Origin of the sequence: Shinella sp. CPCC 101442 (assembly GCF_024704725.1) — a bacterium.
GTDB lineage: Bacteria > Pseudomonadota > Alphaproteobacteria > Rhizobiales > Rhizobiaceae > Shinella.
Genome location: NZ_JALIQS010000003.1, coordinates 782199 through 806859 on the forward strand (window position 1 = coordinate 782199; position 24661 = coordinate 806859).

At 62.4% G+C, this 24661-nt stretch carries 29 protein-coding genes; 20 read left to right on the forward strand and 9 right to left on the reverse strand.

The window, feature by feature from the left end:
• The first annotated feature begins 105 nt into the window (after positions 1–105).
• The 3 genes from MUO32_RS14260 to MUO32_RS14270 all read left to right on the forward strand — a co-directional run bounded on the left by MUO32_RS14260 (position 106) and on the right by MUO32_RS14270 (position 2838).
• A complete protein-coding gene (locus MUO32_RS14260) occupies positions 106–411 on the forward strand; it encodes a helix-turn-helix transcriptional regulator (RefSeq protein WP_257948980.1) in 306 nt (101 codons plus the stop codon).
• A gap of 33 nt (positions 412–444) precedes the next feature.
• Positions 445–1566, forward strand: a complete 1122-nt coding sequence (locus MUO32_RS14265; RefSeq protein ID WP_257948981.1) for an alkene reductase — start codon at positions 445–447, stop codon at positions 1564–1566.
• Positions 1567–1743: 177 nt separating this feature from the next.
• Positions 1744–2838: a calcium:proton antiporter gene (locus MUO32_RS14270; protein WP_257948983.1), complete on the forward strand. Its 1095-nt coding sequence runs from the start codon at positions 1744–1746 to the stop codon at positions 2836–2838.
• Between the two features lie 53 nt (positions 2839–2891).
• Here the strand turns inward: MUO32_RS14270 and MUO32_RS14275 are convergent, their stop codons facing one another.
• Complete coding sequence (locus MUO32_RS14275) at positions 2892–4094, reverse strand: pyridoxal phosphate-dependent aminotransferase (RefSeq protein WP_257948984.1); 1203 nt, start codon at positions 4092–4094, stop codon at positions 2892–2894.
• Positions 4095–4418: 324 nt separating this feature from the next.
• Between MUO32_RS14275 and MUO32_RS14280 the strand changes: the two genes are divergently transcribed.
• The 5 genes from MUO32_RS14280 to MUO32_RS14300 all read left to right on the forward strand — a co-directional run bounded on the left by MUO32_RS14280 (position 4419) and on the right by MUO32_RS14300 (position 8289).
• Positions 4419–5318: an EAL domain-containing protein gene (locus tag MUO32_RS14280; RefSeq protein ID WP_257948985.1), complete on the forward strand. Its 900-nt coding sequence runs from the start codon at positions 4419–4421 to the stop codon at positions 5316–5318.
• A gap of 167 nt (positions 5319–5485) precedes the next feature.
• Positions 5486–5698 (forward strand): hypothetical protein, encoded by a 213-nt coding sequence (locus tag MUO32_RS14285; RefSeq protein WP_257948986.1) that lies wholly within the window; start codon positions 5486–5488, stop codon positions 5696–5698.
• A 73-nt stretch (positions 5699–5771) separates the two neighbouring features.
• Positions 5772–6938, forward strand: a complete 1167-nt coding sequence (locus MUO32_RS14290; protein WP_374708648.1) for a PQQ-dependent sugar dehydrogenase — start codon at positions 5772–5774, stop codon at positions 6936–6938.
• Positions 6939–7475: 537 nt separating this feature from the next.
• Positions 7476–7691, forward strand: coding sequence for a cold-shock protein (locus tag MUO32_RS14295; protein ID WP_069058105.1), 216 nt, complete (start codon positions 7476–7478; stop codon positions 7689–7691).
• A 136-nt stretch (positions 7692–7827) separates the two neighbouring features.
• Positions 7828–8289, forward strand: coding sequence for a BA14K family protein (locus MUO32_RS14300; RefSeq protein WP_257948987.1), 462 nt, complete (start codon positions 7828–7830; stop codon positions 8287–8289).
• A gap of 56 nt (positions 8290–8345) precedes the next feature.
• Here the strand turns inward: MUO32_RS14300 and MUO32_RS14305 are convergent, their stop codons facing one another.
• From MUO32_RS14305 to MUO32_RS14315, 3 genes are all read right to left on the reverse strand, one after another.
• Positions 8346–8987, reverse strand: coding sequence for an MBL fold metallo-hydrolase (locus MUO32_RS14305; protein ID WP_257949226.1), 642 nt, complete (start codon positions 8985–8987; stop codon positions 8346–8348).
• A 73-nt stretch (positions 8988–9060) separates the two neighbouring features.
• Complete coding sequence (locus tag MUO32_RS14310; RefSeq protein WP_257948988.1) at positions 9061–9240, reverse strand: hypothetical protein; 180 nt, start codon at positions 9238–9240, stop codon at positions 9061–9063.
• 132 nt (positions 9241–9372) lie between these two features.
• Positions 9373–9831, reverse strand: a complete 459-nt coding sequence (locus tag MUO32_RS14315) for an Lrp/AsnC family transcriptional regulator (RefSeq protein WP_257948989.1) — start codon at positions 9829–9831, stop codon at positions 9373–9375.
• A gap of 130 nt (positions 9832–9961) precedes the next feature.
• On the opposite strand from MUO32_RS14315, the gene hppD reads away from it, so the two are divergent.
• Entirely contained in the window at positions 9962–11065 is a 1104-nt protein-coding gene (gene hppD, locus MUO32_RS14320; RefSeq protein ID WP_257948990.1) for a 4-hydroxyphenylpyruvate dioxygenase, read from the forward strand.
• A 253-nt stretch (positions 11066–11318) separates the two neighbouring features.
• Positions 11319–11582: a hypothetical protein gene (locus MUO32_RS14325; protein ID WP_257948991.1), complete on the forward strand. Its 264-nt coding sequence runs from the start codon at positions 11319–11321 to the stop codon at positions 11580–11582.
• Between the two features lie 70 nt (positions 11583–11652).
• Here the strand turns inward: MUO32_RS14325 and MUO32_RS14330 are convergent, their stop codons facing one another.
• Positions 11653–12540: a branched-chain amino acid aminotransferase gene (locus MUO32_RS14330; protein ID WP_257948992.1), complete on the reverse strand. Its 888-nt coding sequence runs from the start codon at positions 12538–12540 to the stop codon at positions 11653–11655.
• 265 nt (positions 12541–12805) lie between these two features.
• Here MUO32_RS14330 and MUO32_RS14335 point away from each other — a divergent pair, with 265 nt between their 5' ends.
• From MUO32_RS14335 to MUO32_RS14350, 4 genes are all read left to right on the forward strand, one after another.
• Positions 12806–13282: a MarR family winged helix-turn-helix transcriptional regulator gene (locus MUO32_RS14335; RefSeq protein ID WP_257949227.1), complete on the forward strand. Its 477-nt coding sequence runs from the start codon at positions 12806–12808 to the stop codon at positions 13280–13282.
• 24 nt (positions 13283–13306) lie between these two features.
• Positions 13307–14014 (forward strand): response regulator, encoded by a 708-nt coding sequence (locus MUO32_RS14340; RefSeq protein ID WP_257948993.1) that lies wholly within the window; start codon positions 13307–13309, stop codon positions 14012–14014.
• A 91-nt stretch (positions 14015–14105) separates the two neighbouring features.
• The gene (locus MUO32_RS14345; protein ID WP_257948994.1) at positions 14106–15488 is read left to right on the forward strand and encodes an ATP-binding protein; all 1383 of its coding nucleotides are present in this window, start codon (positions 14106–14108) and stop codon (positions 15486–15488) included.
• 11 nt (positions 15489–15499) lie between these two features.
• A complete protein-coding gene (locus MUO32_RS14350) occupies positions 15500–16084 on the forward strand; it encodes a DUF1349 domain-containing protein (RefSeq protein WP_257948995.1) in 585 nt (194 codons plus the stop codon).
• A gap of 2 nt (positions 16085–16086) precedes the next feature.
• Here MUO32_RS14350 and MUO32_RS14355 read toward each other — a convergent pair whose 3' ends face one another.
• The 4 genes from MUO32_RS14355 to MUO32_RS14370 form a co-directional block, all read right to left on the reverse strand.
• Positions 16087–16428 (reverse strand): tRNA-binding protein, encoded by a 342-nt coding sequence (locus MUO32_RS14355; RefSeq protein ID WP_257948996.1) that lies wholly within the window; start codon positions 16426–16428, stop codon positions 16087–16089.
• Positions 16429–16509: 81 nt separating this feature from the next.
• A complete protein-coding gene (gene proC / locus MUO32_RS14360; RefSeq protein WP_374708649.1) occupies positions 16510–17322 on the reverse strand; it encodes a pyrroline-5-carboxylate reductase in 813 nt (270 codons plus the stop codon).
• A gap of 2 nt (positions 17323–17324) precedes the next feature.
• Positions 17325–17825 carry a YbjN domain-containing protein gene (locus MUO32_RS14365; RefSeq protein WP_257948997.1) on the reverse strand — a complete coding sequence of 167 codons (501 nt, stop codon included), beginning with the start codon at positions 17823–17825 and terminating at the stop codon, positions 17325–17327.
• Between the two features lie 392 nt (positions 17826–18217).
• Positions 18218–18475 carry an accessory factor UbiK family protein gene (locus MUO32_RS14370; protein ID WP_257948998.1) on the reverse strand — a complete coding sequence of 86 codons (258 nt, stop codon included), beginning with the start codon at positions 18473–18475 and terminating at the stop codon, positions 18218–18220.
• A 242-nt stretch (positions 18476–18717) separates the two neighbouring features.
• On the opposite strand from MUO32_RS14370, the gene lgt reads away from it, so the two are divergent.
• The 6 genes from lgt (at position 18718) to MUO32_RS14400 (ending at position 24659) form a co-directional block, all read left to right on the forward strand.
• Positions 18718–19530 (forward strand): prolipoprotein diacylglyceryl transferase, encoded by an 813-nt coding sequence (gene lgt / locus MUO32_RS14375; RefSeq protein ID WP_257949230.1) that lies wholly within the window; start codon positions 18718–18720, stop codon positions 19528–19530.
• 12 nt (positions 19531–19542) lie between these two features.
• Complete coding sequence (locus MUO32_RS14380; protein ID WP_257949000.1) at positions 19543–20643, forward strand: class I SAM-dependent methyltransferase; 1101 nt, start codon at positions 19543–19545, stop codon at positions 20641–20643.
• A 98-nt stretch (positions 20644–20741) separates the two neighbouring features.
• Positions 20742–21533 carry a peptidoglycan editing factor PgeF gene (gene pgeF, locus MUO32_RS14385; RefSeq protein ID WP_257949001.1) on the forward strand — a complete coding sequence of 264 codons (792 nt, stop codon included), beginning with the start codon at positions 20742–20744 and terminating at the stop codon, positions 21531–21533.
• Positions 21534–21569: 36 nt separating this feature from the next.
• The gene (locus MUO32_RS14390) at positions 21570–22721 is read left to right on the forward strand and encodes a Xaa-Pro peptidase family protein (RefSeq protein WP_257949002.1); all 1152 of its coding nucleotides are present in this window, start codon (positions 21570–21572) and stop codon (positions 22719–22721) included.
• A gap of 126 nt (positions 22722–22847) precedes the next feature.
• On the forward strand, positions 22848–23600 hold the full coding sequence (locus tag MUO32_RS14395; RefSeq protein ID WP_374708650.1) for a hypothetical protein: 753 nt from the start codon (positions 22848–22850) through the stop codon (positions 23598–23600).
• Positions 23601–23726: 126 nt separating this feature from the next.
• Positions 23727–24659, forward strand: a complete 933-nt coding sequence (locus MUO32_RS14400; RefSeq protein WP_257949004.1) for a ribose-phosphate pyrophosphokinase — start codon at positions 23727–23729, stop codon at positions 24657–24659.
• The last annotated feature ends 2 nt before the right edge of the window (positions 24660–24661 follow it).

Consider the following 24661-nt stretch of genomic DNA (forward strand, 5'->3'; position numbering starts at 1 on the left):
TGCCGATTTTTCTTTTGCAGATTTTTGGGGGTGCCTCTTGTATCGGCAACGCGCGAACCCAATATCGTCATTATACGATACACCAATCGCCGGACCACGATAGACATGGACACGCCCGACACCGACGAAATCCTCAAAGCGCTCGCCCATCCGAAGCGGCTGGAGATTCTCGCCTGGCTGAAGGAGCCGCAGGTCCATTTCGCCGGGCAGGAACATCCCCTGGAATTCGGCGTTTGTGCCGGACAGATCGAAAAGCGCTGCGACCTCTCGCAGTCCACCGTCTCCGCCCATCTCGCCACCCTGCAGCGTGCCGGTCTCGTGACGACGCGCAAGGTCGGCCAGTGGGTGTTCTTCAAACGCGACGACGAAAAGATCGCGGCCTTTCTCCACCACATCAACAGCGCCCTGTAGGCGCGCCCTCTCCCAGCAGAAGAAGGACTACCCATGACCTCGCTCTTCGACCCTCTCAAGATCGGCGACATCCAGCTTGCCAACCGCATCGTCATGGCGCCGCTGACGCGCAACCGCTCGCCGGGCGCCGTGCCGAACACGCTGAATGCCGCCTATTACGAACAGCGCGCCTCCGCCGGCCTGCTGATCACGGAAGCAACCGCCATCTCCCACCAGGGCCAGGGCTATGCCGACGTACCCGGCCTCTACAAGCCGGAAGCGCTCGAAGGCTGGAAGCAGGTCACCGACGCCGTGCACAAGGCCGGCGGCAAGATCGTCGTGCAGATGTGGCATGTCGGCCGCATCTCGCACGATACGCTGCAGCCCGACGGCGGCAAGCCGGTCGCCCCGTCGGCAATCCGCGCCAAGTCCAAGACCTACCTGATCAACGCGGACGGCACCGGCAGCTTCGCCGAGACGTCCGAGCCCCGCGCCTTGGAGAAGGACGAACTCCCCGGCATCATCGAGGACTATCGCCGCGCCGCACGCGCTGCCATCGATGCCGGCTTCGACGGCGTCGAAATTCATGCTGCCAACGGTTATCTGATCGACCAGTTCCTGCGCTCCGGCAGCAACCAGCGCACGGATGAGTATGGCGGCTCGATCGAAAACCGCGCCCGCCTGCTCTTCCAGGTGGTCGATGCCATCACCGCGGAAATCGGCGCCGGCCGCACCGCGATCCGCATCTCGCCGGTCACCCCGGCCAATGACGCCTCGGATCCGAACCCGCAGCCGCTCTTCACCCATGTGGTCGAAGGTCTCGCCAAGTATGACCTCGCCTACATCCACATCATCGAAGGCGCCACCGGCGGCCCGCGTGACCATCAGCAGGGCGACACGCCCTTCGACTATGTCGCACTGCGCGCAGCCTACCAGGCGGCCGGCGGCAAGGCGGCCTGGATGGTCAACAACGGCTACAACCGGGAACTCGCCATCGATGCCGTGGAAAGCGGCAAGGCCGATCTCGTCGCCTTCGGCAAGCTCTTCATCTCCAACCCCGACCTGGTGGAGCGCCTGAAGAACGACACCGTGCTGAACGCTCCGGATCAGGCGACCTTCTACGGCGGCGGCGCCAAGGGCTATACGGACTATCCGGTGCTGGAAAACGTCGCCTGACGTTTCCGCTCCTTAACGGCGGCTAGCCGCACCTTCCCGGCCTGCCTCGCCTCACGAGGGCCATGACCGGAACGGAGCAGGCACTGCCTGACGCCCGCGGAATCCTGCTCCGCGGGCGTTTTCTTTTTGCGCGCCTCGTCTACATCTACGGTTAGACATTTGAGGAGCCCACCGCCCATGCTCTACAGCCTCTCGAAGGAACGTTTCCTCTTCGTCGGCCTTGCCGCCGCGATCGCCGCCTATGCGACGGAGCACAACGTTCTGGAAATGGGGCGCCTCCCTATGCTGATGGCCGCCTTCGCGCTGGTCGTTGCCATCATCCTCGTCTCGACACGCATCGCCCACCATGCGGAAATCCTCGCCTCCAAGGTCGGCGATCCCTACGGCACGATGATCCTGACGCTCTCGGCGGTGCTGGTTGAGGTGGTGGTGCTCGCCATCATGATGCAGGGCGAGAGCTCGCCGACACTGGTGCGCGACACGATCTACGCGGCTGTTATGCTCGACATCAACGGCATCCTCGGCCTGGCCGCGCTGCTCGGCGGCATCCGCCATGGCGAGCAGCCCTACAACGACGATTCGGGAAAGACCTACGGTGTGATGATCCTGACCGCCATGGGCATTTCCATGGTCGTGCCGGAATTCGTGCCGCGCGAAAGCTGGCACCTCTATTCCGCCTTCACCATCGGCGCCATGATCGCGCTCTATGGCGTCTTCCTGCGCATGCAGGTCGGGCCGCACAGCTACTTCTTCAGCTACGCCTATCCCCGCGCCGAGCGGAAGGAAGGTCTGCCGAGCAAGGCGCCGGACGAAAGCGAGCCCACCACCTTCTCGATCGTCGTCATCCTCATCGGCGTGGTGCTGATCGGTGCGCTCGCCGAGGTCATGTCCGTGCTGCTCGGCGCCGGTCTGAAGGGCTCCGGCGCACCCCCGGCGCTGATGGCCGTCATCGTCGCCGCCATCTCCGCCGCCCCGGAAATCCTGACCGCGTTGCGCGCGGCCCTTGCCAACCGCATGCAGTCCGTCGTCAACATCGCCATGGGCGCGTCGCTCTCGACGGTCATCCTCACGGTTCCCGTCATGGAGGCGATCGCCCTCTATACCGGCCAGCCCTTCGTCATGGCCATGTCGCCGACCCAGACGGTAATGGTCGCCATCACGCTCATTGCCGCGGCCATCAATCTCAACGACGGCGAGACGAACGCCATCGAAGGCATGACGCACTTCATCCTCTTTGCCACCTTCATCATGCTGACGGCGATCGGGCTTTGACGAAAAAACCCGCCGTCTCCGGCGGGTTTTTCATTTCAGATCGACGGAGGTGCTTACTTGCAGGCCGCGCAGAAACGCTGGATGCGCTTGCCGGCTTCCTCGAGCTGGGCTTCCGAGGTGGCATAGGAGATGCGGAAGTTCGGGCCGAGGCCGAAGGCCGAACCGTGCACGACCGCCACACCTTCCGATTCCAGGAGTTCCGACACGAAGTCCTCGTCGGTCTCGATAACCTTGCCCGACGGCGCGGTCTTGCCGATCAGGCCCTTGCAGGACGGATAGACGTAGAAGGCACCTTCCGGCGACGGGCATTCGATGCCCTTGGCCTGGTTGAGCATGGAGACGATGAGATCGCGGCGACCCTCGAAGATCTTCTTGTTTTCCGGAATGAAGTCCTGCGTGCCGTTGAGCGCTTCGACGGCGGCCCACTGGGCAATCGAGCAGGCGCCCGAGGTCTGCTGGCCCTGGATCATGTCCATCGCCTTGATGAGGGCGAGCGGGCCGGCAGCATAGCCGATACGCCAGCCGGTCATGGCATAGGCCTTGGAAACGCCGTTCATGGTGAGCGTGCGGTCATAGAGGCCGGGCTCGACCTCAACCGGGGTCGCGAACTTGAAGTCGCCATAGGTCAGGTGCTCGTACATGTCGTCGGTCAGCACCCAGACATGCGGATGGCGCATCAGAACGTCGGTCAGCGCCTTCAGCTCGTCATGCGAATAGGCGGCACCCGACGGGTTGGACGGGGAGTTGAAGATGAACCACTTGGTCTTCGGCGTGATCGCCTTTTCCAGGTCTTCGGCCTTCAGCTTGAACTTGTTTTCCTGGGTCGTCGCCACGAAGACCGGCGTGCCGCCGCACAGCGACACCATTTCCGGGTAGGAAACCCAATAAGGCGTCGGGATGACGACTTCATCGCCGGGGTTCATCGTCGCCATGAAGGCGTTGAAAAGAATCTGCTTTCCGCCCGTGCCGACGATCGTCTGCGCGGCGGTGTAGTCGAGGCCGTTCTCGCGCTTGAACTTCTTGACGATGGCTTCGCGCAGTTCCGGGATGCCTGCGACCGGCGTGTACTTCGTCTCGCCGCGATTGATCGCGTCGATGGCGGCCTGCTTGATATTGTCGGGTGTGTCGAAATCCGGTTCACCCGCGCCAAGCCCGATGACGTCGCGGCCCTTGGCTTTCAGTTCGCGCGCTTTCTGGGAAACGGCGATGGTGGCGGAAGGCTTCACACGGGAAAGGGCGTCGGCAAGAAAGGCCATGATGGAGATGTCCTCATCGGGTTCAAAAACGGCTTGACGCCATGGACCCGGAGCGCCGGGCTCCATAGCGGTTAGGTCTATGTCGAATGTGAACAGGTCTTGCAAGCGCGAAGGGCGAAAAAAGCGGGAAATGCCGGGCGACGCGCGAAATTTCATAGACCCCATCAGCGCTGCGAATGAATGAGGCGCCGCTCAGGAATTCACAACACCAATAAGTTGAAGCGCGAAAAAACAATCAAGGTTTTTACGCGAAAGATTAAGCCCGCCTTAACGGGTGCGGCGTAGGATCGCGGCGTCGGGATCGTTCAGCTGATGGTGCGCCGTATGAGCATCTTTTCCAATCTCGTCCGGCAGGCGGACGGCGCCTTCAGTGCTCTTTACGGGCCGTATCTTCTGCAATCGGCACTTCAGCCAATCTTCACCGAACGGGCGGATGGTCGTTTGCAGATCGCCGTGCTGAAGGGCCTTGTTCGCGCCAGCACCAATGGCGTGCCCTGCTCGCCGACCGACTTTTTCCAATATGTGCCGGAAGACGAGCGCGCGGCGGTGGACGGCCTCTGCCGCAGCCTGCATATCCTGAACGCCGGCGCGCTCGGCCGCCGCGATGCCGCGCTCATCGTCAATTTCAACGGCGGGCTCTACAGGACGCCCCAGGCGATCCGTCATGAACTCGAACGTCTCCGGCTTTCGGCGCACGAGGCCGGCCTGCCGCCGGCGCGCATCGCCTGCGAGCTCCGCGAGCACCCCGAAGACGAGCCCGACGAGCTCGCCCATTTCGCCGCACGGCTGCACGAGGGTGGTTTTTCCATCGCCATCGACGACTATACCGGCGAGGATCATGACCTCGCGCGGCTGCAAAGCCTCCAGCCGCAATTCGTGACCTTCGACACAGCCTGGCTGCAGGATTTTTCCGAGAACTCCGCGGGCCTTGCCCTGCTCAGGGTTCTCATCGGCCAGTTCAACACCAAGAACATCCGTGCCATCGTCACCGGCATCGAGGATCCCGACATGATCGCCCGCTGCCGCGACATGGGCGGACCGCTGATGCAGGGCTATTTGCTCGCCCGCCCGGAAATCGCCCCGACGAGCTTCAATCTCACCTTCCCCGAGATTGAGGACGAGCCGCGGGAAACCATCCGTGAAGCCCCCTTCGCAGGCCATTCGACGGCGCCTGAGCCGCGCGCCCTGCGGCCCCTCAGGCAATTTGGCAGAAGGGGTGCCTAGAACGGGAAAGCAGGCCGCTCTATTCGCCGGAAAGGACTGAAAATCCTGCTTTTTCGATCCGCCATCTTTTCGCCGCAATAAATGTCGGCCCTTGCCGCAATTCGGTCCTTGTCGCGCCGATTTCGGCGGGCCTTTTCAGTATTGCAAAAAGCGAGGAAGACTGGGGGATGACGATGTTTCTGGATGATGAAAAGGTGGGCAGCAGCCCAAAGGCACGAGAGTCCCGCGCGCTGTTCCTGATCGCCATGACGGCGCTGGTCGCCTGCATTGCCATGGTCATCGGCCTCATGTCGCCGCCATCAGCCGCAATCGGGCTCGACGCCATCACCACGTCGGGCATCCCGACCACCGCTTCACAGCTCGACCCCACGCAAAAGTGACCCCACCCGCCGGCATCGCCCTTGAAAGCGATCCGGCTCTGGGCCAGTTATCGGCAAAGGGTTGGAGACTGCGATGCGTCGGCATGGACTGGACTTAAAGGGCATTTTTGCGGGCGTGATGATCCCCCTCCTCCTCGCAGCCACCCTCGGCACCGCATACGCCGCTGATCCCATCGAAATCCCCAGCAAGAAAGTTTCCCTCGTTGTCGAGACGCTGGCGACCGGTCTCAAGCAGCCCTGGTCCGTCGAGGTCCTGCCCGATGGCAGCTATATCGTCTCCGAGAAACAGGGCACGCTTCGTCTTGTGAAGGACGGCACGGTCTCGTCGCCGGTCGGCGGCGTCCCGCCGGTCGCGACCGAGGGCCAGGGTGGCCTGCTCGACATTGCACTTGCCCCGGATTTTGCCACCAGCCGCACGCTTTACTTCACCTACAGTGCCAGCGACAGCGGCGGTGCCGGCACCGCGCTCGCCAAGGCGCGGCTGTCAGACGACGGCACGCGGCTTGAGGATGTAGCACGCCTGTTCCTGATGAGCCGCCTCACCACCCGCGGCCAGCATTTCGGCTCGCGCATCGCCATCGCCAAGGATGGCAGCCTGTTCTTCGGCATCGGCGACCGGGGCGAGGAGATGCGCGCGCAGGATCCGCGCGACCACGCCGGCGCCATCCTGCATATCAATCCGGACGGCACCCCGCATGCCGACAATCCCTTCCTCGGGGCAGCCGATGGTCTGGCGGAAATCTGGTCAAAGGGTCACCGCAACCCGCAGGGCCTGACCATCGATCCCAAGGACGGCATGCTGCTTTCGGCCGAACACGGCGCGCGCGGCGGCGACGAGGTGAACGTGCCACAGCCCGGCCGCAACTACGGCTGGCCGCGCGTCTCCTATGGCCGACACTATTCCGGCGCGGAATTCGAGCTTGGCTCCTCCGCCGAAGGCTACGAACCGCCACTCTATTACTGGGATCCGTCCATCGCGCCCGGTGCGATCGCCGTCTATCGCGGCGCGATGTTCCCGGAATGGGACGGCAATCTTCTCGTGGCCGCGCTGAAGTTCCAGCTGCTCGCCCGACTGGAACGCGACGAGAGCGGCGCGGTGATCTCGGAAGAACGCCTGTTTGACGGGCAATTCGGTCGTATCCGCGACGTCGTCGTCGCCCCGGACGGCGCCCTTCTGCTCCTGACCGACGATGCCGAGGGCGCATTGCTGCGCGTCTCGCGCGCCAGCGCAACCGAGTAACTTCCGTTTGGCCGGAAAACCGTGCAGCTGACAGCAGGCACGCCCCCCATTGCGATGCTTGCTGTAGAAATCCGGACCGGAGCTCCGCAAAGCTACAGCGACCGGCCGATCCAAGTATGACGACATCAATGCACCGCCGCATGTCTTTCGGCGGCGCAATATAAATCATACTAAAACGAGCAAAGCCTCGTAAAATCTGCGGTATTTTTCGGCAGTCGCCCGGAAATTGGCCAAAGTGAGGCGCGCCCCGCGCATGTTAAAACTTTTGCTTGCCAATTCAAGATAAACACATCAATCTTGCGCCGTTCGGGCAATTTGCGAACACGGGAAGACCTTGAATAAAAGCGCGCCGGAGACGCGAAACAATTCCGGGCAGCCAAGATCTGGATGGTTCCTATGGGAATCGTGCGGTTGGCTGGCTGCGGTGAAAACAGGACCCTTTCCTCAACCTCGAGAACTGCCTGCCTAACGCCCCTCGGGGCAAAACTACATGCTGCCCGCCGCCAATATACGGGCAGAGAGAAAAGGACCTGACGCATGGCCGAGACTGGCACTGTTAAATTCTTCAACACCGAAAAGGGCTTTGGCTTCATCAAGCCCGACAACGGTGGTGCGGACATCTTCGTACATATTTCCGCTGTACAGGCTTCCGGCCTGAACGGCCTTTCTGAAAACCAGAAGGTAAGCTTCGACACGGAACCCGATCGCCGCGGCAAAGGCCCGAAGGCGGTCAACCTGCAGATCGACGGCTGAGCCGGAACAATCTCAGGATTTTCAAGTTGAAGCCCGGCAGTGATGCCGGGTTTTTTTGTTCAGCCTCCGTTCAGCCTCACTCTTCTAGTTTTTTCCCATCGACCGGCGATGGGGCCGGGTCCAAAGGATTAACGTCATGAACACAGTCCTCAAGACAATCGTGCTCTCGCTTGCCGTTGCCGCAACGACACTCACCGCCACGGCCGGCGTCGTCGAAGCGCGCGATCGCAACCGGGATGGTTACTGGCGCGAAGGCAACGACGGTTATCGCGACCGCAGGCCGCGTCGCCATCACCGTGACCACAATGGCCGCGACGCCGTCATCGGCGGTGCGCTCGGTCTTGCCACCGGTGTCATCATCGGCGGTGCACTGGCCAACCAGCCGCGCTACAGCGAGCCTCGCTATGTGGAACCGGACTATTATCCGGAACCCGAACCCCGCGTGATCTATCGCCGCCAGCCGGTCTACACGCCGAGCTACGAGCCCTGGACCCAGTCCTGGTTCGATTATTGCTCGCAGCGCTACCGCTCGTTCAACCCGCGCAGCGGCACCTTCGTCGGCTATGACGGTCGCGAGCATTTCTGCACCGCCGGCTGATAGCTGGTCGGTTCCATCAAAAAGGCGGGTGCCATTCGGCACCCGCCTTTTTCGTTTTAGAGCCCCTTGAGGTAGGGATTGGTTCGCCGTTCCTCGCCGATCCTGCCGCCAGGACCGTGGCCGCACAGGAAACCGACCTCGTCGCCAAGCGGGAAGACCTTGTCGCGGATCGAATCCAGCAGCTGCTGATGGTTGCCGCCCGGCAGGTCCGTACGGCCGATCGAGCCCTGGAAGAGCACGTCGCCCAAATGGGCGAAAGCCTGGTTGCGATTGAAATAGATGACATGGCCCGGCGCATGGCCCGGCGTGTGATAGACCTCGAATTCGTGCTCGCCGAAGGAAACCTTGTCGCCATCCTCAAGCCAACGGTCGGGCAGGACATTGCTGACCTTCATCGGCACGCCGAACATCGAGGCCTGCGCCTCCAGCCGTTGCAGCAAAGAGAGATCGTCCTTGTGCGGGCCGATGATGTCGATGCCGAGCGCGTCCTTCAGTTCCTTCGCGCCGCCGGCATGGTCGATATGGCCGTGCGTCAGCCAGATCGCCTGCAATGTGATGCCGTTCTGCTTGACGGTATCGAGGATCACCTCGACATCGCCGCCGGGATCGACGATCACGCCCTCCTTCGTGTCCGTATCGAAGAGAATGGTGCAGTTCTGCTGGAAGGGGGTGACGGGAATGATGCCCGCCTGAAGCATGCCCATGGGGTCCTCGCTCGATTGCCGCGTTGCGACCGGTATAGCCGCTCGGATCGACGAAAACCAAGGCGAATTAACGCAGGCTCGCCATCTCCTGCGAACCGGTGGCATGCGCCGGAGCAGTTGCCAGCGTGGGCGAGACGGTGGAGACGAGCAGCGCAACGACGGCAAGGTTGATCGCGACATAAACGTAAGCCACCGGGCGAAGGCGCACAGCGACGGTGTCCTGCTGTTTCATCGAATTGAGCTGCATCGGTCTGTTCCCTGAACCTAGCGAGGCGGCGATACGCGCCTTCTGTTGTCTGGTATTTACAACGGCTCAGGAGTCCCGTCTGTTCCGGCGGGAACAGCAATGCGAAAGACTGTGGCATCCATGCCACATTTCTCAGAGCGGCAACGCGGTCGTTTCCTTTAGCGTATCGAGCACGATCGCCGTCTTCACATGCGAGACGGATTCATGCGGCAGCAGCACGTCGTTGACGAAGGCTGAAAGCGCTTTCAGGTTCGGCACCACGACCTTGATGATATAGTCCATTTCGCCCGTCAGCGAATAGGCCTCCAGCACCTCCGGCAGGTTGGAGATGAGGCGCGCAAAGCGCACGGCGTTGTCGCGGTTATGCGTCGCCAACGTCACCGTCACGACGATGACGATGCCGAGATCGAGTTTTTCACGGTCGAGCTCCGCCCTGTAGGCACGGATGATGCCCTCCTCCTCAAGCCGGATACGCCGGCGCGAACATTGCGAGGGGGACAGGTTGATGCGCTCGGAGAGCTCGTTGTTCGTCAGGCGCGCATCCTCCTGCAAATGCGCGAGCAGTTTACGGTCGAAAGCGTCGATATGCACGGTTTACCCTCCAATAAGCCATTCCATGCATGAACATCGCATGGATTTATCAAAGCGCAAGCACTATGCACGCACATTGCATGGCAAACGCGCCATACTCTCCTTCACAAGCTTTCGTGGAGGACGAACGATGGGCCCTTTCCCGCATGATGCACCGCCGGCACTGATCACCGCTGACAATCCGGCCGGCACCGATGGCTTCGAGTTCGTCGAATTTGCCCATCCCGAGCCGGAAAAACTCGAAGAGCTGTTCTCACGCATGGGCTACAGCAAGGTCGCGACGCATCGCACCAAGGCGATCTCCGTCTGGCGCCAGGGCGACATCAATTACGTCGTCAATGCCGAGCCCGGTTCGCATGCCATGACGTTCTCCGGAGAACATGGCCCCTGCGCGGCCTCCATGGCCTGGCGCGTGGTCGACGCGAAGCACGCCTTCGCGCATGCCGTATCCAAGGGCGCGACGCCCTATGAAGGCGACGACAAGGCACTCGATGTGCCCGCTATCGTCGGAATCGGCGGCTCGCTGCTGTATTTCGTCGAAAAATATGGCGCCAGGGGCTCGGCCTATGACGCCGAATTCGAATGGACGGGCGAGCGCGACCCGAAGCCTGCCGGCGTCGGCTTCTACTTCCTCGATCACCTCACCCACAATGTCTATCGCGGCAACATGGACAAGTGGTGGGATTTCTATCGCGAGCTGTTCGGCTTCAAGCAGATCCACTTCTTCGACATTGACGGCCGCATCACCGGCCTCGTGTCCCGTGCCATCACCTCGCCCTGCGGCAAGATCCGCATACCCTTGAACGAATCCAAGGACGAGACGAGCCAGATCGTCGAGTATCTCAAGAAGTACAAGGGCGAAGGCATCCAGCACATCGCCGTCGGCACGGATGCGATCTACGACGCGACCGACCGGCTCGCGGCCAACGGCGTGAAGTTCATGCCCGGTCCGCCGGACAATTATTACGACCGCTCCTATGTCCGGGTCGTCGGCCACGAAGAGCCGGTCGAGCGCATGAAGAAGCACGGCATCCTGATCGATGGCGAAGGCGTCGTCGATGGCGGCATGACGAAGATCCTGTTGCAGATCTTCTCCAAGACCGTTATCGGGCCGATCTTCTTCGAGTTCATCCAGCGCAAGGGTGACGAAGGTTTTGGCGAGGGCAACTTCCGGGCGCTCTTCGAATCGATCGAGGAAGACCAGATCCGCCGGGGCGTCATCGCAGCAGAATAAAAACCGCGGCAACCAAGCCATGCGGGGAAGGAAGAGGCGGTCGCGGTGCGGCCGCCTCTTTACATTGAATACTCCGGCAAAACTCCGGTGCACCAAGCGCACGGGTAAATTGACTTATCCCAGTTTTATCCGCACGTTGCAGATGCCGAATTTTTCGGCGACGGGCGCGCGGGCTCCAGACCGCTGCCCGGTAGCGAGGCAAGTGTCCGACCCGGCCACTCTGATTTCGGGCGGACCTTTCGGAGGGGAACTCATGGAAGCATTGATGCCCATCATCACACAGCTCATCGCCGGCGCCGTCGGCGGCAATGTGGCGGGCGCCGCCTTGAAACAGCAGGCCGTGAGCGTGATCGTCCGCACCATCGTCGGCGCCATCGGCGGCATCGGCGGCGGCTTCCTTTTGCAGATGCTGGGCGGTGAAGCCGGTCTTTCGGGCCTCGTGGCCAACGGCATCGGCGGTCTCGTCGGCGGCGGCGTGCTGACGGGCATCGTCGGCGCGGTGCTCGGCAAGAAATAGGCCCGCAGGCTTCGCAAACAAAAGGCGGCCCGAAAGGGCCGCCGATTTCGTTCGATATCCTGAAAGCCGCTTATTCGGCGGCTGCGGCGACCGGATAGACTTCCTTCATGTAGTCGTTCATCAGGTTTTCCGAGATCGTGCCCGGCGTGAAGCGATACGGACCGATCTCCGAGACCGGCGTCACTTCGGCGGCCGAGCCGGTCAGGAAGCATTCGGAGAAATCCGACAGTTCCTCCGGCATGATCACGCGCTCGACGACCTGATAGCCGCGGCGCTTGGCCAGGTCGATGACCGTGCGGCGGGTGATGCCGTCGAGGAAACAATCCGGCACCGGCGTATGGATGACGCCGTCTTTGACGAAGAACACGTTTGCGCCGGTCGCTTCGGCCACCTGGCCGCGATAGTCGAGCATCAGCGCATCCGCATAGCCCTTGGCTTCGGCGGCATGTTTGGAGATCGTGCAGATCATGTAGAGGCCGGCAGCCTTCGATTTCGACGGCGCGGTCTTCGGGTCGGGACGGCGGTACTCGGCGATATCGAGGCGGATACCCTTCAGCTTTTCGGCCGGATTGAAGTAGCTGCCCCACTGCCAGATGGCGATGGCGACGTTGATGCGGTTGTTCTGCGCCGAGACGCCCATCATTTCCGAACCGCGCCAGGCGATCGGGCGCGCATAGGCTTCGGAAAAGCCCTGGCGCTTCAGGAGCTCGGTCGTGGCCGCATCCAGCTCTTCCACGGAATAGGGAATCTTGAAGCCGAGGATCTCGGCCGAGGCGTGCAGGCGCTGGTTATGCTCGGTCAGCTTGAAGATGCGTCCCCCATAGGCACGCTCGCCTTCGAATACGGCACTCGCATAGTGCAGACCGTGCGTCAGCACGTGAATCTTCGCATCCTTCCAGTCGACGAACTCGCCGTTGAACCAGATTTGCCCGTCCAGTTGATCGAAAGGAACTGCCATGGTGTCATCCTCCGGCGCTCGCACGCCATTCTTTCTGTTGATTGTTTCGCCAGTTGCGGTCTAACCAGAAACAGACGGGATTACCTGTGTAAAAAGGTAGTCCAGATTGGCAGCCGGGAAAACACCTGACAACGGCGCCCGGGACCGCAATTACGAGGCGGACCCTAACAACGGCGACAAAATATGTCAACAAGACTGACATATTTTGCTATAAATTGCGCGAGGGCAGCAAGGCATGAAAGGAAATGACACCGTGGCCCGACAGATGCCGGACAAGAACGGCGCAGACGAGCTGCACCACGACGTCATGACGGGCGACGGGCGCATCGACCTGGAAATCATCGAAGGCCTGTTCTTCGCCTATCGCGACTTCATTTCCGATCCGGATGCCATTCTGGCAAAGAGCGGCTTCGGCCGCGCGCATCACCGCGTCGTGCACTTCGTCAACCGTGAGCCCGGCATGACGGTGGCCGACCTGCTCGACACGCTTAAGATCACCAAGCAGAGCCTGGCGCGCGTCTTGAAGGAACTCATCGATTCCGGCTATATCCAGCAGGTGGCAGGCCCCGAGGATCGCCGCCAGCGCAAGCTCTACCCCACGCGGACCGGGCGGGAACTTGCCCTGGCGCTCGCCGAGCCGCAATCCCGCCGCATCGCCCGTGCATTCGAGGACATGAGTGCGGGCGACCGCCGAGCGGTGGTGAAGTTCCTCGCCGGCATGCAGAACGCCAAGAGCGAATGAGAAACTGACAAGGAGGAGAAGACGATGACCGCTGCCGGCGCGCCCTCCGATGACGCATCCCATCTGCTCGTCGTCGACGACGATACCCGTATCCGCGAGTTGCTGAACCGCTACCTCAAGGAGCAGGGTTTTCGCGTGACCGTCGCGGGTGACGCGGACGAAGCCCGGCGAAAGCTGCGCGGCCTCGACTTCGACCTCATCATCATGGACGTGATGATGCCCGGCGAAAGCGGACTTACGCTGACCAAGAGCCTGCGCGACATCCGCCCTGTGCCGATCCTCATGCTGACGGCGCTTGCAGAGTCGAACGCCCGCATCGAGGGGCTGGAGGCCGGCGCGGACGACTACCTTTCCAAGCCCTTCGAGCCGCGCGAACTCGTGCTGCGCATCAACAACATCCTCAAGCGCAACGCGCCCCCGACCACGCCGAAGATCGAGCAGGTCATGTTCGGGCCCTATACCTTCTCCATTGTGCGCAAGGAGCTGAAGCGCGGCGGCGACGCCATTCGTCTGACCGACCGGGAACAGGAGATCATGCTGCTCTTTTCGCTGCGCGCAGGCGAAACCATACCGCGCCATGAACTGATCGGTGAAGAAACAGAAGTGGGTGAACGTACTATAGACGTGCAGATCAACCGCCTGAGGCGTAAGATCGAGGACGATCCATCCAACCCGGTGTGGCTGCAGACGGTGCGCGGCATCGGTTATCGATTGAGCGTGGAGCAGGGCTGAACGTGCGCAATCCCAAGCAGTTCCAGGAACAGTGTGGAGCGGTTTCCCGTTGGGAAACACGTGAACACACGATTTTGGAAACATCGGCCCGATGACCACGTTCGAGACCTTCAAGCGCGATATCGAGCGCGCGCCCGCGGCAGGTTGGAAGCGTATGGCGCGCTGGTTGCGCCGGCAGCTGCCGACAGGGCTCTACGCGCGCTCGCTGCTCATCATCATCATTCCGATGGTCCTGCTCCAATCGGTCGTCGCCTTCGTGTTCATGGAGCGCCACTGGCAGCTCGTCACGCAGCGCCTTTCCATGGCCGTCACGCGCGACATTGCCAGTGTCATCGACCTGATTGAAACCTACCCGCAGGATGCCAACTATTCCGAGATCACGCGGATCGCGCGGGAAAGGCTGGAGCTGATCATCTCCATCGAGCCCGGCACGGAACTGCCGCCGCCGCGCTCTAAACCGTTCTTCAACATCCTCGATGAAATCCTGAGCGAGGAAATCGTCCGCCAGATCCGCCGGCCGTTCTGGATCGATACCGTCGGTGACAGCAACCTCGTCGAAATCCGCATCCTGCTCGACAACAAGATTCTGCGTGTCTATGCGCGGCGCAGCCAGACCTATGCCTCGAACACGCATATCTTTCTGCTCTGGATGGTCGGCACATCGCTGGTGCTGATCACGATTTCCATCCTCTTCCTGCGCGGCCAGATCCGTCCGATCCTCGCGCTGGCGCAAGCGGCCGAGAGTTTCGGCAAGGGTCAGAAGATGCCGGACGATTTCGCGCCGCGCGGCGCGGACGAGGTGCGGCGCGCCGGCCTTGCCTTCATCCTGATGCGCGAGCGCATCGAGCGGCAGATGGAGCAGCGCACCGCGATGCTGACCGGCGTCAGCCATGACCTGCGCACCATCCTCACCCGCTTCAAGCTGCAGCTGGCGCTTGCCGGCGACAATCCCGACCTGCAGGGCCTCAACAAGGATGTCGAGGACATGCAGACCATGCTCGAGGGCTACCTCGCCTTTGCGCGCGGCGACGTGGAGGAAGACGTCAGGGAAATGCGGCTCTCGGACTTCTTCGACAAGCTGGCGATGGAGGCGGAGCTGCACGAGCGCGCCTTCTCCAGCGACATCGACGGCGAAGACGAGGTCATGGTGCGGCCCAACGCCTTCAGCCGGCTTGTCGGCAACCTCGTTTCGAACGCGCTGCGTTATGCCAAGACAGTGCATGTCGAAGCCCGCCACCGCGCCAAATGGCTGACGATCATCGTCGACGACGACGGTCCGGGTATTCCGGAACGCTCGCGCGACGACGTGTTCAAGCCGTTCTTCCGCCTCGACGAGGCCCGCAATCTCGATGCGTCCGGCACCGGCCTCGGCCTTGCCATCGCCCGTGATATTGCCCGCAGCCACGGTGGCAATGTCACCCTGTCGGATAGCCCCATGGGTGGCCTGCGTGCCACCATCCGCATTCCCGCCTGACGGATTTCCCCATGAGCACATTCAGCCTCGACAACCTGACATGGCTCAACCCGCCACGCGCCTCCGAGCTCAGCGACGGGCATCTGCATGTTCGCACCGGCCTCAAGAGCGATTTCTGGCAACGCACCTACTACGGCTTCACACCCGACAACGGCCATTTCCTGCACCGTGGCTGGGCGGGCGATTTCACGCTGGAAACGACGTTTCGCGGAACTTACGAAACGCTTTACGACCAGGCAGGCCTGATGGTCCGCAAGGACGAAAGCTGCTGGATGAAATGCGGCATCGAATTCACCGACGGTGCGAAACATTTCAGCGTCGTCGTGACGCGCGGCCATTCCGATTGGTCGGCCTTCCGCATCGAACACGATTTCGATCTGATCTCCGTGCGCGTGACGCGCAACGGCGACGCGCTGTTCATCCAGTACCGGACCGATGCGATGACGGACTGGCGCATGGCGCGCCTCGCCTATTTCCCGCCGGAAGTTTCGGATGTGTCGGTCGGGATCATGGCCTGCTCGCCGCAGCGCGAGGGTTTTCAGGCCGAGTTCACGGACTTCCGGCTCGGACCTCCCTTGTCACGGGATATCCACTAAGCTCAGCACATCTTCTTGCCGTTCGGCACCGCCTGGCCGACACCGGCGAGGACAATGTCGCCGTTTTCATCTTCGAAGCCGAGCGTGAGGACTTCCGAACGCACCGGGCCGATCTGGCGCGGCGGGAAGTTGACGACGGCAAGCACCTGGCGACCGACGAGTTCTTCCAGCGTATAATGCACGGTGATCTGCGCCGACGACTTCTTGGTGCCGATCTCGGGGCCGAAGTCGATCGTCAGCTTGTAGGCGGGTTTGCGCGCCTCCGGGAACGGCAATGCCTCGATGATCGTGCCGACGCGAATATCGACCCGCTCGAAATCGGGATAGGTGATGGTCTCGGTCATGGGAGTTTCCCTGAAAAGCCTAAAGCAATCCCAGGAAAAGTGTGAAGCCGTTTTCCGTCGGGAATTGCGACAAAAGAAAGCTCAGCCCGCCAGTTCCTCGGCGCGCGTGCGGGCGGCGGCAATCGCCTTGTCGAAAAGCGGCTGCATGCCATCCTCGGCCATGAGGACAGAGAGGGCGGCGGCCGTGGTGCCGCCGGGCGACGTCACGTTCTGGCGCAGCCGGCTGGCGTCGTCGGGGGACTGGTGAAGCAGTTCACCAGCCCCCGCGACGGTTTCCCGTGCGAGACGCATGGCGAGGTCCGCCGGCAGGCCTGCTTTACGGCCTGCCTCCGCCATGCACTCTACGAGATAGAAGACATAAGCCGGACCGCTGCCCGAGACTGCCGTGACAGCGTCGATATCGCCCTCGGTTGCGACCCATTCGACGGGGCCGCTGACCTTGAGCAGGGAATGCACGAAATCGCGCTGCGCGGCGGTGACACGCGCATTGGCGAAAGCCCCCGTGACGCCGCGGCCGATCATTGCCGGCGTGTTCGGCATGGCGCGCACGGTGGCGGCCTCGCCGAGATGGCTTTCGAGATTGGCGATGGTCTTGCCGGCCGCAACAGAAACGATCACCGTTTCGGGGCCGACGAGCCCCTTCAGCGGCGGCAGAACCTGATCGATGACCTGCGGCTTGACGGCGACGAAGATCACGCCGGCCTTCACGCCATCAGGCGCGGAGGTCTCGTGGCGCGCGCCATTGTCGGCGATCAACTTGGCCATGAAAGGCGACGGGCCGGGATCGATGACGAGGATGGAAGAGCCGGCAATGCCGCTCTTCAGCCATCCCGCGAGCATGGCGCCGCCCATATTGCCGGCGCCGATGAGAACGATGGGATCCGAAACCGACATTCTTATGCTTCTCCAACCGTTTCGAACAGCACAGCATCAACGGCGGACTGGGCATCCATGCCGGACCAGACGACGAACTGGAAGGCCTGGAAATAGGCCTCGCAGGCTTCAAGCGCGCTGGACAGCAGCACTTCGACCTGGCGGTTGGTGGGCTCGGCGCCACCGGCCAGCAGCAGCGACTGGCGGAAGATCACGACATCTTCCCGGCGCCACAGGTCGAAATGCCCCATGAGCACCTGACCGTTCACATGTGACAGCAGGCAATGCACTTCGTTGACACGGCTTTCGGGGACCTTGATATCGAAGGCGCAGGCAAGATGCAGCGCCTCGAACTCTTCCATCCAGGAAAAGGAGACGTGGTAGTCGGCCCACTTGCCTTCGACCGTCATGGCGATTTCGTCTTCGCCGGAGCGTTCGAACGTCCAATCATTGTTGGCCGCGACGAACTCGATCATATCGACCGGGTTGGACTGACGCCCGATATCCAATTCCATAAGGCTCATGCATCACCTTCAAGGCCGGAAGGCATGCGCCATCGTGCTCACACACACGACGCGGGCAAACCATACTCCGGATACAACACTGAATGATTGCTCGGCACTTTGCACACTCTGGACGACTTACCCTGCCCGAAGCTTGCGTTGCCTGTTTCGAATCATCATTTAAAATCAGTGTATAACGGCGGAGTCACGACGCCAGCCCCCGGCCTGCCATTTTCTCCGCACGGTTGTGGACAGAGCCTGCAAAAAAGATTCAGGATGGGGGCTTAAGAGACTCTGCCGAAAGAGCTTTTCGGGAGTGTCCACAGGGGTAAAATTTTTATTAAAAAAAACGGTTGGCGCGGGGTGAATCACGCCAACCGAGTCTTGTGGAGTAAAACCTGTCCTGAAACGGCTCAACTACCCGCGTTGAGGCGGGCTTCCAGCGCCTCGATGCGCTTCAGGAGCGCGTCGTTTTCGTCGCGTGCCTTGATCGCCATTTCACGCACCGCCTCGAATTCCTCGCGCTTGACGAGATCCATGCCGTTGATGAAGCGCTCGGCCTGGGCGCGGAACACGGTCTCGGCCTCCTTGCGCACGCCCTGGGCAGCGCCGGCGGCGTCGGTCATCAGCTTGGCGAAGTCGTCGAGAATGCGGTTCGCACCTGTCGTCATGGTCTGTCCTCCCTTGGGGGATCGATGGTCCAGCGGGCCTGTCACGGCCCACGCTCTGGGACTGAGGTAGGGTCTGAAAGCCCGCCTTGCAAGCGGATTCCGGTGGATCGCCGCCCGTTCTGGCGGGTTGAGGTCCGTCTATCACGATTTATCGCCTTGACCCTGCCATGCCACGTCGCCATCTTCCCCGCGAAACCCGGAAGACATAAGCCTTGACGAATATTACAAACCTCTTCGCCATCATGCCCTACCCGGAAATCGATCCGGTCGCCTTTTCGATCGGCCCGATCGCCGTGCACTGGTACGGCATCGCCTATGTCATCGGCATCCTGCTCGGCTGGTTCTATGCCCGCCGGCTGGTCGAGACGCCGCGGCTGTGGGCCGGTGAAGCGCCCGCGACACGCGTGCAGCTCGACGACTTCCTCGTCTGGGCCGCCGTCGGCATCATTCTCGGCGGCCGCATCGGCTATATCCTGTTCTACGATTTCCCCAATGTCGCGGCCGACCCGCTGCGCGCCCTCCAGGTGTGGAACGGCGGCATGTCCTTCCACGGCGGCTTTGCCGGCACCACGCTCGCCATGATCCTGTTTGCGCGGCGCAACAGCATCCCGATCTGGAGCCTGTTCGATATCGTCGCCGCCGTCGTTCCGATCGGCCTGTTCTTCGGCCGCGTCGCCAATTTCGTCAACGGCGAGCTCTGGGGCCGCCTGTCGGATGCGCCCTGGGCGGTGATCTTCCCGGAAGCCGGTCCCTTCGCACGCCATCCGAGCCAGCTCTATGAAGCCGGTCTCGAAGGCGTCTTGCTGCTCGCGGTTCTGGCCATCGCCATCTACCGTTTTGGCGCTCTGAAGCGTCCCGGCCTCGTCACCGGACTTTTCGTCGCGGGCTATGCGCTGTCACGCATCACCGTCGAGTTCTTCCGCGAACCGGATCCGCAGCTCGGCTATCTCTTCGGCGGCTGGCTGACTATGGGCATGCTGCTTTCGCTGCCGATGGTCGCCGTCGGTCTCTGGGCGATTTTTCGCGCCCGTGCGGCCCATCCGGCCAGCGCCTGAGCGGACGCCGCCATGACGACACCCCTTGCCCGCAAGATCAAGGCGCTGATCCGCACCAACGGCCCGATCAGCGTCACCGACTATTTCGCGCTCTGCCTCGCGGACCCGCAACATGGCTACTATCGCACACGCGATCCCTTCGGCCGCGCCGGCGATTTCATCACGGCACCGGAAGTCAGCCAGTTGTTCGGTGAAATGCTCGGCATTTTCCTCGTCCATGCCTGGCAGAAACATGGCGGGCCGGAAATCGTGCGCATCGCCGAGATCGGTCCCGGTCGCGGCACGATGATGGCCGACATGCTGCGCGTCGTGCACAGGCTGGCCCCGCAGCTCTATGACAGCGCCACCTTCCACCTCATCGAGACCAGCCCGAAACTGCGCACCATCCAGCATGAGACGCTCGGCACCCATGCCGCGCGCGCCAGCTGGCACGACAGTTTCGAGGAGCTTCCTGACGGTTTCGTGCTGCTCGCCGCCAACGAACTGTTCGACGCCATTCCGATCCGCCAGTTCATCAAGACCACCGCCGGCTTCCGCGAACGCCTGGTCGGCCTCGATGCCGAGGACGAACTGACCTTTGCCGCCGGCGTCGCGACCCTTGATCCCGCCGCGCTGCCGGATCACCACAAAAGCGTGCCGCACGGCACGATCTTCGAGATCGCCCCGGCGCGCGAGGCCGTCATGGCGACGATCGGCGAGCGCATCGCCCGCTTCGGCGGCTCGGCCGTCGTCATCGACTACGGCCACTTCGTCACCGGCTTCGGCGATACGCTGCAAGCGGTGCTGAAACACGATTTCGACGCCCCGCTCGCCCATCCCGGCGAAGCCGATCTCACGAGCCATGTGGATTTCGAACGCCTTGCGGGAGCCGCCGCAAGCGCCGGCCTTCATGTGCACGGCATGTTGCACCAGGGCGACTTCCTCGTCGGCCTGGGCATCGGCGAACGCGCCTCCGCGCTCGGGCGCAACCGCGACGCTGAGACGCAGCAATCCATCCTTGCCGATGTCGACCGGCTCGCCGGCTCCGGTGCCGGAAAAATGGGCGATCTTTTCAAGGTTCTGGCCGTCGGCAGCGCGCCGCTCTCGCTCTTTCCTTTCCGCCAGCCGGATTGACAGGCCGGAAAAGGCCGGACAACATCCGGCCCGATCTGCACCCCGCATCCCCGGCCGCGTTCCTGCCTGGCGACCATCCAAAACTCAGCCGAGAGATCATGAAGGACCAAGCGCTCCCCTCCCCGATCGAAAGCCCGCTTCTGGCCGACCGCGCCGGACGTGCTGCGCAGCACGGCTTCTTCACGCGTTCCGGCGGCGTTTCCGACGGCATCTATCGGGGCCTCAATGTCGGACTGGGCTCGAAGGACGAGCGCGAGAACGTTCACGAGAATCGCGCCCGCGTCGCCCGCTGGTTCTCCGCAAAACCGGAAAAGCTCGCGACCGTGCATCAGGTCCATTCGCCCGATGTCGTCGTCGTCGACGAAACCTACGATGGCGCACGGCCGCAGGCCGATGCCCTGGTCAGCGCCACACCCGGTGTCGTGCTCGGCGTGCTGGCGGCCGATTGCGGCCCGATCCTCTTTTGCGACCCCGAGGCCCGTGTCGTCGGTGCCGCCCATGCCGGCTGGAAGGGCGCTCTCTATGGCGTGCTGGAAAACACCATTGCTGCCATGGAAACGCTCGGCGCGACACGCGGCAACATCCTTGCCAGTCTCGGCCCGTCGATAAGCCGGCGGAACTACGAGGTCGGCCCTGAATTCATCGAGCGCTTCCTCGCCGTCGACAAGGCCTATGAGCGCTATTTCACACCTTCTGGCAAGGAAGGACACGGGATGTTCGACCTGCCGGGCCTGACGACGCAGCGGCTCGTCAATGCGGGCGTGACGGCGGAAAATCTCGACATCTGCACCTATCCCGACGAGGATCGCTTCTTCTCCTACCGGCGCACCACGCACCGGCAGGAACCGGACTATGGCCGCCAGATCTCGGCGATCATGGTTAGGGCCTGACGCCCGCACAAAACAAACAGGACGAGGGAGACACCCATGGCACTTCACTTCGATAGCGAGGAATACGCCAACCGGCTCCAGCGCCTCACCTCCCGGATGCGGGAGGAAAAGCTCGACGCCATGCTGCTCTTCGCGCAGGAGAGCACCTACTGGCTGACGGGCTATGACACCTTCGGCTACTGTTTCTTCCAGACGCTCGTCGTCAAGGCGAACGGCCAGATGGTGCTGCTGACACGCTCCGCGGACCTGCGCCAGGCACGCCGCACATCCACCATCGAGAAGATCGAGGTCTGGATCGACCGCGTCAACGCCGACCCGACGATGGACCTGAAGAACCTCCTGTCCGATCTCGATCTGCTCGGCTGCCGCATCGGCGTCGAATATGACACGCATGGCCTGACCGGCCGCAATGCGCGCCTCCTCGACAACCAGCTCCAGAGTTTCGGCGAGCTCATCGACGCCTCCACGATCGTCAGCCGCCTGCGTCTCATCAAGAGCCCGGCCGAGATCGCCTATGTCGAACGCGCCGCCGCCCTTTCGGATGAGGCTCTGGATGCGGCGCTGCCGCTCATCAAGGCCGGTGGCGACGAGGCAGCGATCCTTGCCGCCCTGCAGAACGCCGTCCTGTCGGGCGGCGGCGATTATGCGGCCAACGAATTCGTCATCGGCTCGGGTGACGATGCCTTGCTCGTGCGTTCGAAGTCCGGCCGCCGCCGGCTGGAGGAGCAGGATCAGCTCAGCCTCCAGTGGGCGGGCGTCAGCGCGCGCTACCACGCGCCGATGATGCGCACCGCCGTCATCGGCCAGCCGACCGCGCGCCACCGCGAACTGTACAGCGCCTGCCGCGAGACCATCCAGGCGATGGAAATGGTGCTGCGGCCCGGCAATACTTTCGGCACGGTCTTCGAGACCCATGCCCGCATCCTCGATGAACGCGGCCTGGCCCGTCACCGGCTGAATTCCTGCGGCTATTCCGTCGGCGCGCGTTTCGCGCCCTCCTGGATGGAACACCAGCTGTTCCTTTCCGGCAATCCACAGGAGATAGAGCCGAACATGTCGGTCTTCGTGCACACGATCCTGCTCGATTCCGACAGCGGCACCGCCATGACGCTTGGCCAGACCTATCTCACGACGACAGACACGCCAAAGCCGCTTTCCCGTTACGGGCTCGATTTCATCGAGGTTTGATTGCGCAATCCCAGGCTCGCGAGATCCTGTAATTGACAGGGCTTTGAGGGCCACCCATAAATCGTTGCGGGGAACGGAAGGGCAAAAGCCCTTCGAAGGACACGGACGACAAGGATGCACGAGCTGATGAAGCGGCTGGCAGTGATCGGCCTCATCGCGACCCTTTCCGGCTGCAACAGCACGGATGCGCTGACGCCGCAGGTCGATGTCGGTGGCGGTTTCAATTCGCCGCCCGTCACGCAGCGCGATCTCGACCAGATGAGTGCCCAGACGACGCCCGTCACCACGACAACGCAACAGACCGCTTTCGCCACCCCCGCCGAAACAGGCACCACGACAGGCGCGGAAACAGCCGGCACGCTGCAGGGCCAGGCCGATGCGTTGGCGCGCAACAATGCCGGCAGCAGAACCACGACCGACACTGCGCTTGCCCGCGAAACGGCCCAGCGTTCGCTGGCCGCCGAAACCTCCGGCGGCGCGGAAGACGTCGCCGTCGCCTCGCCAGCAAAATCCAGCGAGACGATTCGCTTCCTGCCGATCATCGGCGCGCCGGTCGAAGCCGTGACGCCGCTTTCCAAGCGCCTCGGCGCGGAGGCGCGCTCCAACGGCCTGACGATCCGCAGTGCGTCGGACAATTCCAGCAAGTACATTCTGAAAGGCTACTTCTCGGCCGTGAACGACAACAGCAAGACGACCGTCGTCTATGTCTGGGACGTGCTCGATGGCCAGGGGGCACGACTGCATCGCATCCAGGGGCAGGAGACCGTTCCGGGCACGGCGTCCGATCCCTGGTCGGCGGTTCCCGCCCGCACGATGGAAGGCATCGCGCAGAAAACCATCCGCGAATATCTAGACTGGCGTGGTTCGGCGCCCGGTTAAGAGCCACAGAACGTTAAATCACAGCGAAATGCGGAGATTCGCTTTCTGAAGGTGGCAAGGGCCTTGCATTCGAGGGTCTAGCCCCTTAAACGCCCCCCCATCAGCAGAATAACAGGCGGACCATAGATGAAGGTTTTCGCGGGCAATTCGAACCGGCTTCTGGCCGAAGCGATCTGCAACTATCTGAATGTTCCGCTCGGCCGTGCTACGGTCCGGCGCTTTGCAGACCAGGAGATCTTCGTTGAAATCCAGGAGAACGTGCGCGGCGAGGACGTCTTCATCGTCCAGTCGACCTCCTTCCCGACGAACGACCACCTGATGGAAATGCTGATCATGATCGATGCCATGCGCCGCTCCTCGGCGCGCCGCATCACCGCCGTGATCCCCTATTTCGGCTATGCCCGCCAGGACCGCAGATCCGCTCCGCGTACGCCGATTTCCGCCAAGCTCGTTGCCAACCTCATCACCGAAGCTGGCGCCAATCGTGTAATGACACTCGATCTGCATGCCGGCCAGATCCAGGGCTTCTTCGACATCCCGACCGACAACCTCTACGCCGTGCCGATCCTGGCGCGCGACGTGAAGGAAAACTACAATCTCCAGAACGTCATGGTCGTCTCGCCCGACGTCGGCGGCGTGGTGCGCGCCCGTGCGCTTGCCAAGCGTCTCGATTGCCAGCTGGCAATCGTCGACAAGCGCCGCGAACGTGCCGGCGAATCCGAAGTCATGAACGTCATCGGCGATGTCACCGGCAAGGACTGTCTGCTGATCGACGATATCGTCGATTCCGGCGGCACGCTTTGCAACGCGGCCGAGGCGCTTCTGAACAAGGGCGCGACCAGCGTCACCGCCTATATCACGCACGGCGTTCTCTCCGGCGGCGCGGTTGCCCGCGTCACCTCGTCGAAGCTCAAGGAACTTGTGATCACCGACTCGATCCAGCCGACCACGGCTGTCCAGTCGGCGCACAATATCCGCGTCATCTCGACGGCCAACCTGCTCGGCGAAGCGATCAACCGCACGAGCGCCGAAGAGTCGGTTTCGAGCCTCTTCGACTGAGC

Bases quoted from the DNA above. Each gene is read 5' to 3' on its own strand.
- MUO32_RS14300 (WP_257948987.1), top strand. From the start codon at position 7,828: ATGAACACAGTCCTCAAGACAATCGTGCTCTCGCTTGCCGTTGCCGCA.
- MUO32_RS14265 (WP_257948981.1), top strand. From the start codon at position 445: ATGACCTCGCTCTTCGACCCTCTCAAGATCGGCGACATCCAGCTTGCC.
- hppD (WP_257948990.1), top strand. From the start codon at position 9,962: ATGGGCCCTTTCCCGCATGATGCACCGCCGGCACTGATCACCGCTGAC.
- MUO32_RS14330 (WP_257948992.1), bottom strand. From the start codon at position 12,540: ATGGCAGTTCCTTTCGATCAACTGGACGGGCAAATCTGGTTCAACGGC.
- MUO32_RS14345 (WP_257948994.1), top strand. From the start codon at position 14,106: ATGACCACGTTCGAGACCTTCAAGCGCGATATCGAGCGCGCGCCCGCG.
- MUO32_RS14285 (WP_257948986.1), top strand. From the start codon at position 5,486: ATGACGATGTTTCTGGATGATGAAAAGGTGGGCAGCAGCCCAAAGGCA.
- MUO32_RS14400 (WP_257949004.1), top strand. From the start codon at position 23,727: ATGAAGGTTTTCGCGGGCAATTCGAACCGGCTTCTGGCCGAAGCGATC.
- MUO32_RS14260 (WP_257948980.1), top strand. From the start codon at position 106: ATGGACACGCCCGACACCGACGAAATCCTCAAAGCGCTCGCCCATCCG.
- MUO32_RS14325 (WP_257948991.1), top strand. From the start codon at position 11,319: ATGGAAGCATTGATGCCCATCATCACACAGCTCATCGCCGGCGCCGTC.
- MUO32_RS14305 (WP_257949226.1), bottom strand. From the start codon at position 8,987: ATGCTTCAGGCGGGCATCATTCCCGTCACCCCCTTCCAGCAGAACTGC.
- MUO32_RS14280 (WP_257948985.1), top strand. From the start codon at position 4,419: ATGAGCATCTTTTCCAATCTCGTCCGGCAGGCGGACGGCGCCTTCAGT.
- MUO32_RS14270 (WP_257948983.1), top strand. From the start codon at position 1,744: ATGCTCTACAGCCTCTCGAAGGAACGTTTCCTCTTCGTCGGCCTTGCC.
- proC (WP_374708649.1), bottom strand. From the start codon at position 17,322: ATGTCGGTTTCGGATCCCATCGTTCTCATCGGCGCCGGCAATATGGGC.
- pgeF (WP_257949001.1), top strand. From the start codon at position 20,742: ATGAAGGACCAAGCGCTCCCCTCCCCGATCGAAAGCCCGCTTCTGGCC.
- MUO32_RS14350 (WP_257948995.1), top strand. From the start codon at position 15,500: ATGAGCACATTCAGCCTCGACAACCTGACATGGCTCAACCCGCCACGC.
- MUO32_RS14380 (WP_257949000.1), top strand. From the start codon at position 19,543: ATGACGACACCCCTTGCCCGCAAGATCAAGGCGCTGATCCGCACCAAC.
- MUO32_RS14275 (WP_257948984.1), bottom strand. From the start codon at position 4,094: ATGGCCTTTCTTGCCGACGCCCTTTCCCGTGTGAAGCCTTCCGCCACC.
- lgt (WP_257949230.1), top strand. From the start codon at position 18,718: ATGCCCTACCCGGAAATCGATCCGGTCGCCTTTTCGATCGGCCCGATC.
- MUO32_RS14335 (WP_257949227.1), top strand. From the start codon at position 12,806: ATGCCGGACAAGAACGGCGCAGACGAGCTGCACCACGACGTCATGACG.
- MUO32_RS14370 (WP_257948998.1), bottom strand. From the start codon at position 18,475: ATGACGACAGGTGCGAACCGCATTCTCGACGACTTCGCCAAGCTGATG.
- MUO32_RS14290 (WP_374708648.1), top strand. From the start codon at position 5,772: ATGCGTCGGCATGGACTGGACTTAAAGGGCATTTTTGCGGGCGTGATG.
- MUO32_RS14390 (WP_257949002.1), top strand. From the start codon at position 21,570: ATGGCACTTCACTTCGATAGCGAGGAATACGCCAACCGGCTCCAGCGC.
- MUO32_RS14310 (WP_257948988.1), bottom strand. From the start codon at position 9,240: ATGCAGCTCAATTCGATGAAACAGCAGGACACCGTCGCTGTGCGCCTT.
- MUO32_RS14340 (WP_257948993.1), top strand. From the start codon at position 13,307: ATGACCGCTGCCGGCGCGCCCTCCGATGACGCATCCCATCTGCTCGTC.
- MUO32_RS14355 (WP_257948996.1), bottom strand. From the start codon at position 16,428: ATGACCGAGACCATCACCTATCCCGATTTCGAGCGGGTCGATATTCGC.
- MUO32_RS14295 (WP_069058105.1), top strand. From the start codon at position 7,476: ATGGCCGAGACTGGCACTGTTAAATTCTTCAACACCGAAAAGGGCTTT.
- MUO32_RS14395 (WP_374708650.1), top strand. From the start codon at position 22,848: ATGAAGCGGCTGGCAGTGATCGGCCTCATCGCGACCCTTTCCGGCTGC.
- MUO32_RS14365 (WP_257948997.1), bottom strand. From the start codon at position 17,825: ATGAGCCTTATGGAATTGGATATCGGGCGTCAGTCCAACCCGGTCGAT.